The organism is Lysobacter sp. N42 (assembly GCF_004344885.1).
Genome location: NZ_SKFB01000076.1, coordinates 1 through 6,990 on the forward strand (window position 1 = coordinate 1; position 6,990 = coordinate 6,990).

The following is a 6,990-nucleotide window of genomic DNA, read 5'->3' on the forward strand; positions in this document are numbered from 1 at the left end:
CGGCGAAACAGGCCGCGCCCCAACCCGTACGGCATGCTCGCGCCGCCCGCGGGCAACCCTCGGGGCCACGGGTGCAGTCGTCTTGACCTGCCCCCACTGAGCCGTACCAGTCGAAGCTGGGTAGAGTCCGTCACCGAGAGAGGACGGACATGCGCAAGAGTCGCTTCACCACGGAACAGATCATCGGCTTCATCAAGCAGGCCGAGGCGGGTATGGCGGTATCGGAGCTGGGCCGGCAAAACGGCTTCAGCCCCGCCAGCTTCTACGCCTGGCGCGCCAAGTACGGCGGCATGGAGGCGGAGGACGCCAAGCGCCTGAAGGAGCTCGAGTCGGAGAACGCCCGACTCAAGCGGCTGCTGGCCGAGGCGCACCTGGACATCGAGGCGCTCAAAGTGGGCTTCGGGGTAAAACGCTAGCCCCGCAACGCAAGCGCGAGGCGGCCCGACGCATGCTCGAAGCTTTGGTGGTGAGCGAGCGCCGGGCGTGCCGCCTTGCGGGGCTGTCCCGCGATGCCTTCCGCCACCCGCCTACGCTGCCGCCTGCGACACAGGCGCTGTCGGCGCGGATCATCGAGCTGGCACAGGTTCGCCGCCGGTTCGGCTATCGCCGGCTGCACGACCTGCTGCGTCCGGAGTACCCGGCTGTGAACCACAAGAAGGTCTACCGCCTGTATCGCGAGGCGAACCTTGCGGTGCGTCGTCGCAAGAAGATCCGCAGGCCACCAAGCGAACGCCAGGCACTATCGGCTGCAGCCGCCCCCAACGCGGTGTGGAGCATGGACTTCGTCAGCGACGCCTTGGCCAATGGTCGTCGCCTGAAGAGCCTGACTGTCGCCGACGACTTCACCCACGAGTGCGTCGACATCACCGTCGACCACGGCATCAGCGGCGCCTACGTCGTGCGCGTGCTGGATCAGGCGGCGCGGTTCCGGGGCTATCCACGAGCCGTACGTACGGACAACGGTCCGGAGTTCACCAGCCGGGCCTTCATCGCATGGACGCAGCAACACGGCATCCAGCACCTGTTGATCGAGCCCGGCCGACCCATGCAGAACGGCTACATCGAGAGCTTCAATGGGAAGTTCCGCGACGAGTGCTTGAACGAGCACTGGTTCACGTCGCTCGCACAGGCCCGCGACGTCATCACCGAGTGGCGGCGGGATTACAACGAGGTCAGGCCGCACAGCAGTTGTGGTCGCATCCCGCCCGCCCAGTTCGCTGCCAACCACCGCACCCAAACCCATCAACCCAAAATACCCTTCAACCCCGGGCTCTCCCAGTAACTGGTGGTACGGCTACTGGGGGCAGGTCAGAGTGACGACGGCGGCCCGCAGGTCCGCTCTACCGTGGATCGAACGGTGTGCGGTGCGCGCCCGCCCTGCGGCGACTGGGCTTCAGGCGGACGCCAGCGCCGCCTGCGCGATGAGGCCGAGGCTGCAGGCCAGACCGACGAGCCAGGCCAGGCTGCGCAGGCTGGCGAGGTCGGCAATGTAGAAGATGCCGTGCAGCACGCGTGCGGCGACGAAGACGATGGCCAGCAGCGCCACGCGTGTTTCGTCCACCTCGGCGAGGGCGGCGAGCGCGACGCCCGCGACGAATGCCGGCAGGGCTTCGAAGGCGTTGAGCTGGGCGGCGTTGGCACGGAGGCGGCGTGGCTCGGCCTGGCGCGCCATCCAGCCGCGGGGGTCATGGTTGTCGTAGCCGCGGCCGCCGGCCTTGGCCAGGCCGACCCAGACGTAGGGCAATACGGCCGCGACGAGCACGCACCAGTAGGCGACGGAGATCGACATGGGGTGGCTCCGGGTCAGGAGCCGCGAGGGTAGCCGGTCGATTGCGCGCACGTCACCCGCGATGCGGCGGCAGCGCGGATGGCCGTGCCGCCGCGGTCGGCACGCCTCCTGCGTGGCGGCCCGATGCGCCGCGTCATTCGATGGGCGGCGAGCCGGCCTGCGGCTGGCCCACCGGCATCTCGAGCTGCGGCCCTGCGGACATGGATTGCTGCCCGGCCGGGTTGACCGGACGGCGCGAGCTGCGCGCCGTCCGGCGATCGTCAGCGTGCGCCGCGCAGCCGTTCCTGCGCAGCGCGGAAGGCGTTGCCATCGCGCCAGCGCGGCCAGGCCGGGCCGTCGGCGAGCACCTCGCCCACCGCGTAGAGCGCCTGCAGGTCCAGCACGACGCCCTCGTACGTCCACGCGGGGTCGAACTCGTCGGAGGGCTTGTGGTAGCGCTCGGCGCGGTAGGCCTGCGCGATCGTGCGGCCGGCTTCCACGCCGCCCTCCACCAGGTCGTCGCCGCCCTTGGCATAGAGCGCGGGCACGCCGGCCTTGGCGAAGTTGAAGTGGTCGGAGCGGAAGTAGTAGCCGTGCTCGGGCGTGGGCTCGGGCGTGAGCACGCGACCCTGCGATTTCGCCGCGGCGGCGAGCAGATCCTCGAGCTCGGAATTACCGTAGCCGATGACCGTCATGTCCCTGGCGCGGGGCGTGACGGGCATGGCGTCTAGGTTCACCACCGCGACGGTGTTCTTCAGCGGCACCGCGGGATTGGCGACGTAGTACTTCGAGCCCAGCAGGCCCGACTCCTCCAGCGTCACCGCCACGAACACCAGCGAACGCTCCGGCCGCCGCGGGCGACTCGCGAACGCCTCGGCGATCTCGAGGATGCCCGCCACGCCGGTCGCGTTGTCGATGGCGCCGTTGTAGATCGCGTCGTCCGCGGGCGTCGCCTCGCCGTGGCCCTCGTGGCCGTGGTCGCCCAGGTGGTCCCAGTGCGCCATGTAGACGATGGCTTCGTCCGGGCGGGTGCGGCCCGGCAGGCGGGCGACGACGTTGCGCGAGGACTTCTCGGCCACGCTGCTCCTGAGGTCGACGCTGGCGCGCGCATCCAGCGGGATCGCCCTGAAACCCTTGCGCGAGGCCTGCCGGTAGAGCGCGTCGAGCTCGAGGCCGAGGTCGGCGAACAGCGACTTCGCCTGCGCCTGCGTGATCCAGCCCTGCACGGGCAGGCGCGGCTCGGGGTCGTCGCTGGCGCGCAGGTCGAACTGCGCGCCGCTCCAGGAGTTCTTCACCACGTCCCAGCCATAGGCCGCGCCCAGGTCGTCGTGCACGATGAGCGCGCCGGCGGCGCCCTGGCGCGCGGCTTCCTCGAACTTGTAGGTCCAGCGGCCGTAGTAGGTCATGGCCTTGCCGTCGAACAGCGCGGCGTCCTGCGTGTGGAAGCCGGGGTCGTTGACGAGGATGACCACGGTCTTGCCGCGCACGTCGAGGCCGGCGTAGTCGTTCCAGCCGCGCTCGGGCGCATTGACGCCGTAGCCGACGAACACGAGCTGGCTGGCGTCCAGCTTCACCTGCGGCTTCGCGGTGCGGGTGCCCACGACCATGTCGGTGCCGAAGGCCAGCGTGCGCGGCTTGCCCCTGACCTCCAGGGTGAGCGTGGTGGCCGGGTCGGCCGTGGTTTCGACCATCGGCACGGTCTGGAACCAGCTGCCCTGGTTGCCGGGCGCCAGGCCCATGCGGCCGAACTGCGCGGCGAGGTACTCGACCGTGCGCTCCTCGCCGGCGCTGCCGGGTGCGCGGCCGCCGAACTCGTCGGAGGCGAGCGTGCGCACGTGCGCGGCGAAGTCGGCGCCGTCGATCGCGGCCCGGAAGGCATGGCCGGCGGGCGCCGCGGGCGCGCCGGCCTGCGGCGTGGCGGCGCAGCCGGCGAGCACGGCGGCCAGGGCGAGCGGGAGGGCCGCGTAGGGCGCGGCGGGGAAGCGTCGGGACATCGCGGGCTCCGGCTGGGCGACGCGGCAGGATGCCGCGCCGACCGGCCGATTCTAGGCCCGCAGCAGGCGGGCCTGCGTCAGTCGCGCGGCGGCGGGGCGTCCGTGCTGAAGCGCCGGGCGGTGGCACCGGTGATCGGGCCGGTGCGTGCAGTCGAATGCACCCACAGCTCGACGGTGCGCTCGAACACCAGCGGGCCGTCCACGCGCGCGTTCGGACCGATGACGATGCGCGGATCGCGCTTCTTGCGGATGGTGATCCCCAGCCCGCTCATCTGCGGCTTCTCGACACGGATGCCGCCACGCACGTGGCTGCCCACGCCCACGGTGACGTCGCCGTTGACCGTCTCGATGCCGCCGGCCACGTCGGTGTCGACCAGGCCGATCGCGCCGTTCACCGTTTCGACGTCGCCATCGACCGTACCGCCGCGACCGACGAATACGCCGCCATTGACCGTCGACAGGCCGCCCACGCGGTTGCCGCCCTCGATGCGGATGCTGCCGTTGACCGTTTCCAGGTTGTCGGCCTGCGCGCCCGGCTCCATGCGGATCGAGCCGTTCACGGTTTCCGCGTCGCTCACGCGCGCATTGGCGCCGATGCGGATCGAACCGTTCACGGTTTCGAGGTCACCGTAGGCCTTGCCGGGCTCGGCATGGATGGAGCCATTGACCTTCTCGATGTTCGGGCCCTGCTGTGCGTAGGCGGGCGCGAGCGCCAGGCCGAGCGCGAGGGCGAGCGGAGCGGAAATGGGCAGGCGCATGGTTCTCTCCTTGGGAGTCCGGCTTCGATGCGCGAAGGCCGCGCACGGTTTAAGCCGCGTGCGGGCCGGCGGGGAACGCCCCGATACAATCGCGCTTTCCGATCCGCCGGGCACCTGCCCGAAGTCACAGGAGCCGCCGTGTCCCAAGCCGCCGTCAAGCCCGTCGTCCTGCTGATCCTCGATGGCTGGGGCCACCGCGAGGATCCCACCGACAACGCGCTGGCACAGGCGAGGCTGCCGAACTGGAACGCGCTGGTGGCGGCCTGTCCGCACACGCTGATCCACACCGAGGGCCGCCACGTGGGCCTGCCGGAGGGGCAGATGGGCAATTCCGAGGTCGGGCACATGAACCTCGGCGCCGGCCGCATCGTCTACCAGGACCTCACGCGGATCGACGCGGCCATCGAGGACGGCAGCTTCTTCGACAATGCCGAGCTGCGCGCGGCCTGCGAGGGCGCGAAGTCCGCCGGTGGCGTGCTGCACGTGATGGGGCTGCTGTCGCCGGGCGGCGTGCACAGCCACGAGCAGCACGTGTTCGCGATGCTGGAGATGGCGCATCGCCTCGGCGTGCCGCGCGTGGCCGTCCACGCCTTCCTCGACGGCCGCGACACGCCGCCGCAGTCGGCCGAAGCGAGCCTGGTCGCGCTGCAGGCCCTGTGCGCACGCCTGGGCAATGCCCATGTGGCGACGGTGTCCGGCCGCTACTTCGCGATGGATCGCGACAAGCGCTGGGACCGCGTGCGCCGCGCATGGGATGCGATCGTCGAGGCACGCGCCGACCATGTCGCCGTCGACGCGACGGCCGCGCTGCGCGAGGCCTATGCGCGCGGGGAGACCGACGAGTTCGTCGCGCCCACGGTCATCGCAGGCCACGCGCCGATGCGCGATGGCGACGCGGTGGTCTTCATGAACTTCCGCGCCGACCGCGCGCGCCAGCTCACCGCGGCCTTCGTCGCGCCCGCATTCGACGGCTTCGATGCGCGCCGCCCGCGGCTCTCGCGCTTCGTCTGCCTCACCGAGTACGACGCGAAGTTGCCGGCGCCGGCCGCCTTCGGCCCCGACGAGCTGCGCAACACGCTGGGCGAGGTGCTCGCCGCGCATGGCCTGAGCCAGCTGCGCATCGCCGAGACCGAGAAGTACGCGCACGTCACCTTCTTCTTCAGCGGCGGGCGCGAGGAGGAGTATCCGGGCGAAACGCGCATCCTCGTGCCGAGCCCCAAGGTGGCCACCTACGACCTGCAGCCGGAGATGAGCTGCCCCGAGGTCACCGACAGGCTTTGCGCCGCGATCCGCTCGGGCGAGGTGGACGTCGCCATCTGCAACATCGCCAATCCCGACATGGTCGGGCACACCGGGGTCATCAGCGCGGCGATCCAGGCCGCCGAAGCGGTGGACGTGGCCATCGGCGCGATCCGCGAGGCGGTTGCCGACATGCACGGCGCGCTGCTGGTCACCGCCGACCACGGCAACCTCGAGATGATGCGCGACCCTGCCACCGGGCAGCCGCATACCGCGCACACGGTCGGCCCGGTGCCCTTCGTCTACTGCGGCCCGCGGGCGGCCCGGCTGCGCGCGGGCGGCGCGCTGCGCGACGTCGCGCCGACCATCCTCGACCTGCTGGGCGTGGACAAGCCCGTCGAGATGACGGGCACCAGCCTGCTCGAAGGCTGAGATGCGCGCGCCCTGCCGCCTGCTGCTCATCGCCGTGCTCGCGCTCGCGGGCGCCGGCGCGCAGGCGCAGGACACGCGCAAGGCCGAACGCCAGCTGCAGCAGGTCAAGCGCGAACTGCAGGGCGTGGCGGCCGAGCGGCGCCGGCTGGAAGGCCAGCGCGGGGAGGCGGCGCGCGAGTTGCGCAGTGCCGACGAACAGGTGGGCGCGAGCGACCGTGCGCTGCGGCAGACACAGGCGGAGATCGAGGCCGACCGCGTGCGCCTGGCCCAGCTGCACAGCCGGCAGAAGGCGCTGCGCGGCACGTTGTCGGGCGCGCGCGAGGAACTGGCCTCGCTGCTGCGCGCGGCCGACCGGCAGGGCCGGGCGGGTGCGCTGAAGTCGCTGCTCGCCCGCGACCGCGTCGAGGACGCGCAACGCGTGCTCACCTATCACGCCTACCTGCAGCGGGCGCGCGCGCAGCGCATCCGCAGCCTGACCACGCAGCTGGCCGAGCTCGACCGCGTCGAGGCGGAGATCGCGCAGCGGCAGAACGCGCTCACCGCGGCGCAGCGCGAGCAGGCCGCGCAGCTTGCGAAGCTGCAGCGTGACCGCGCTGCGCGCGCGGCGCTGGTCGCGCAGATCGAGCAGCGCTATCGCGACCGTGCCGAGCGCGAGAAGGCACTCGGCCGCGATGCGCGTTCGCTGGAACAGCTGCTCAAGCGGCTGCGCGCAGCCGCGGCGAAGGCGGCCGCCGAGCGCAAGCGCCTGGCCGCCGAGCGGGCGCGGGCGGAGAAGGCCGCCGCCGCGAGGGCGCGTGCC

At 71.6% G+C, this 6,990-nt stretch carries 6 protein-coding genes; 3 read left to right on the forward strand and 3 right to left on the reverse strand.

Annotated elements, in window-relative coordinates; all coding sequences use genetic code 11:
- Positions 1-149: 149 nt before the first annotated feature.
- A protein-coding gene (locus EYQ95_RS25400; RefSeq protein ID WP_132331872.1) for an IS3 family transposase occupies positions 150-1,282 on the forward strand; the annotation gives its coding sequence in 2 pieces (ribosomal slippage) (positions 150-405 and positions 405-1,282; 1,134 coding nt in all).
- Between the two features lie 111 nt (positions 1,283-1,393).
- Here EYQ95_RS25400 and EYQ95_RS25405 read toward each other — a convergent pair.
- From EYQ95_RS25405 to EYQ95_RS25415, 3 genes are all read right to left on the reverse strand, one after another.
- Complete coding sequence (locus EYQ95_RS25405; RefSeq protein ID WP_132331874.1) at positions 1,394-1,789, reverse strand: MAPEG family protein; 396 nt, start codon at positions 1,787-1,789, stop codon at positions 1,394-1,396.
- A gap of 260 nt (positions 1,790-2,049) precedes the next feature.
- Positions 2,050-3,762 carry a M28 family metallopeptidase gene (locus EYQ95_RS25410; protein ID WP_132331876.1) on the reverse strand — a complete coding sequence of 571 codons (1,713 nt, stop codon included), beginning with the start codon at positions 3,760-3,762 and terminating at the stop codon, positions 2,050-2,052.
- Positions 3,763-3,839: 77 nt separating this feature from the next.
- Positions 3,840-4,520: a hypothetical protein gene (locus EYQ95_RS25415; RefSeq protein WP_132331878.1), complete on the reverse strand. Its 681-nt coding sequence runs from the start codon at positions 4,518-4,520 to the stop codon at positions 3,840-3,842.
- Positions 4,521-4,658: 138 nt separating this feature from the next.
- Here EYQ95_RS25415 and gpmI point away from each other — a divergent pair, with 138 nt between their 5' ends.
- Both gpmI and EYQ95_RS25425 read left to right on the forward strand, forming a co-directional pair.
- Complete coding sequence (gene gpmI / locus EYQ95_RS25420) at positions 4,659-6,191, forward strand: 2,3-bisphosphoglycerate-independent phosphoglycerate mutase (RefSeq protein ID WP_243700083.1); 1,533 nt, start codon at positions 4,659-4,661, stop codon at positions 6,189-6,191.
- Between the two features lies 1 nt (position 6,192).
- On the forward strand, positions 6,193-6,990 hold a 798-nt coding region (locus EYQ95_RS25425; RefSeq protein WP_369333887.1), incomplete at its 3' end, for a murein hydrolase activator EnvC.

What these genes read in the sequence shown, in the direction of transcription:
- EYQ95_RS25405 (WP_132331874.1), bottom strand. Translation starts at nt 1,789, where the DNA reads ATGTCGATCTCCGTCGCCTACTGGTGCGTGCTCGTCGCGGCCGTATTG.
- EYQ95_RS25410 (WP_132331876.1), bottom strand. Translation starts at nt 3,762, where the DNA reads ATGTCCCGACGCTTCCCCGCCGCGCCCTACGCGGCCCTCCCGCTCGCC.
- EYQ95_RS25415 (WP_132331878.1), bottom strand. Translation starts at nt 4,520, where the DNA reads ATGCGCCTGCCCATTTCCGCTCCGCTCGCCCTCGCGCTCGGCCTGGCG.